Genomic DNA, 1,933 nt, shown 5'->3' with positions numbered 1-1,933 from the left:
CACGAGGGACAGGGCAACTCACTGGTGACTGGGTGCGTGCCTGACGAAGCTCTTCGTTTCGGCTGAGATAAATGCTCTCACTTACGGAACATCGCAGGTTCGTCGAAGTTGGAAAGCTACGGAGGACGTGCACATGAACAGTGTCATCTATCTTATCGGCCTTATCGTTGTCGTGCTCGCGGTCCTCTCCTTCCTCGGTTTTCACTAGGTGGCCTCATGCAGCATGAGAACGATCAGGGCGGACAGCCCACCGATTTCGACAAGGCGAAAAGCGACGTCTCCGACAGACTTCGCCAGGAAAATGAGCGTGCCAGCGAGTTGCTTCACGACGCGCGGGACGAGGTGACCCGTAAGGCTGGCGACTATGCATCTGAAGCCACGCAGGTCATCTCCGACAAGGCGGAGGAGGCGCAGCGCGACATCGGATCGAGCTTGGCGGCGTTGGGTGGTGCACTGCGAGCCGCCAGCGATCACCTTGCCAGCAACGATGAAAGGAACGCATCGAAGTTCGCTTTGGATGCTGCCAGTGGCCTTGAGCGGCTTTCATCGTCCTTGAAACAGAAGCCCTTTAGCCAAGTCCTTGATGACGTGCAGTCCTTCGGCCGGCAAAATCCCGGTGTCCTGCTTGCGGGATCGGTGTTGGCCGGATTGGCTCTCGGGCGGTTCATCAAGGCTTCTCCGCCGGCAACGCCCGATTCTGAGGCCGCTCCGGGAGGCCTCAGATCACACACCGATCAGCCACAGGGTTGGTCCGCTGATCGTCCACAAGATTTTGGCGTGGTCGGCGATGATGGGGCCACGCAGATCGCGGAGCAGGACAGATGAACACCCAGGACAATCCCAGCCTTGCCGGGCTAGTCACCGATTTGGCCCAGAATGTCACCACTCTGGTGCAAACCGAGGCGAGGCTGTTTCGGGCCGAGCTCTCTGAAAAGCTTACCAAAGCCGGAGCAGGTGCCGCGGAAGTGCTGGGCGGCGCGATTTGCCTGCTCGCCGCGCTCTTGGTGTTGCTGCAGGCGCTCATTATCGCGCTGACGCGGGCAGGGCTTGGCGCGGGGTGGTCTTCCCTGCTGGTCGGTGTGGTCGTGGCGGTCCTCGGCGTCATCCTGCTGCGGACCGGGACGGCCAGCATGGCGCCTTCGGAACTTACCCCCGACCGGACCCAGGGACAGCTCAAGCGCGACGCGAGCGCGATTAAGGAACAGGTGAGATGAACGAGAAATCCGCAGCCGAACTTGAACGCGAGGCCGAGGCTGCTCGCGCTCGGGTGATGGAGACCGCCGAATCCATTCGAGGCAAGATGACGCCTGGACAATTGCTGGATGAGTTCACCGGGCTGTTCTCGGGAGGGGAGAGCGCGGCCATGCTCAGCAATCTCAGAACGCAGGTCCGAGACAATCCTTTGCCGGTCACCATGGTGGGCGCAGGTCTGGCCTGGCTGATGTTCGGCAGCGGTACCTCAAACACCGCCCACCGTTCGGCTGGCTATCCATTGCCTTCAGCGCCGGGACGACATGATGTAGCAGGGGAGCCCGGCGGGTTGGGCGGCATGCTCTCCGACGCCGCGGAATCGCTCTCCTCGAGCGCTGCCAGCGTCGGCGACACCATATCGAGCACCGCAAGAGCCGCTGCGGCGGGTCTGACGGGAAGCGCTGCCAATGCAAGCTCGACGACTGGGGACATGGCGGCGAAAGCCAGCCGCTCCGCGCAAGATCTGTTGGAGGATCAACCCTTGGCCGTAGCGGCCGTCGGTCTCGCCATCGGCGCCGCTATAGGTGCAATGCTGCCCCATACCGCAACGGAGGACGAGCAACTAGGCGCCTATGGCGACAAGCTTCGCGATTCCGCCGAAACTTTGCTCGACAGGGGCCTCGATGAGGCCAAGCAGGTCGCCGCCGACGCCTATGAGACCATCAAGCAGGAAGCTGGCCGG

Annotated in this window: 3 protein-coding genes; all 3 read left to right on the top strand. The window is 62.2% G+C overall.

The genetic code is table 11. The annotated features are described in order from the left end of the window. Window positions 1–216 precede the first annotated feature (216 nt). A complete protein-coding gene (locus NKJ18_RS32890; protein ID WP_023696785.1) occupies window positions 217–825 on the top strand; it encodes a hypothetical protein in 609 nt (202 codons plus the stop codon). Further along, the gene (locus tag NKJ18_RS32885) at window positions 822–1,214 is read left to right on the top strand and encodes a phage holin family protein (RefSeq protein WP_023702904.1); all 393 of its coding nucleotides are present in this window, start codon (window positions 822–824) and stop codon (window positions 1,212–1,214) included. The genes NKJ18_RS32890 and NKJ18_RS32885 overlap by 4 nt, the downstream gene beginning before the upstream one ends. Beyond that, on the top strand, window positions 1,211–1,933 hold a 723-nt coding region (locus NKJ18_RS32880; protein ID WP_352761600.1), incomplete at its 3' end, for a hypothetical protein. The genes NKJ18_RS32885 and NKJ18_RS32880, both read left to right, overlap by 4 nt.

This window comes from Mesorhizobium sp. M0217, from assembly GCF_040321955.1.
GTDB lineage: Bacteria > Pseudomonadota > Alphaproteobacteria > Rhizobiales > Rhizobiaceae > Mesorhizobium.
Note: the sequence above shows the minus strand (reverse complement) of the source record. Positions and strands in the feature narration are given on the sequence as shown.

Excerpts from the sequence above, each read along its gene's own strand:
- NKJ18_RS32890 (WP_023696785.1), top strand. The coding sequence starts at position 217 with ATGCAGCATGAGAACGATCAGGGCGGACAGCCCACCGATTTCGACAAG.
- NKJ18_RS32885 (WP_023702904.1), top strand. The coding sequence starts at position 822 with ATGAACACCCAGGACAATCCCAGCCTTGCCGGGCTAGTCACCGATTTG.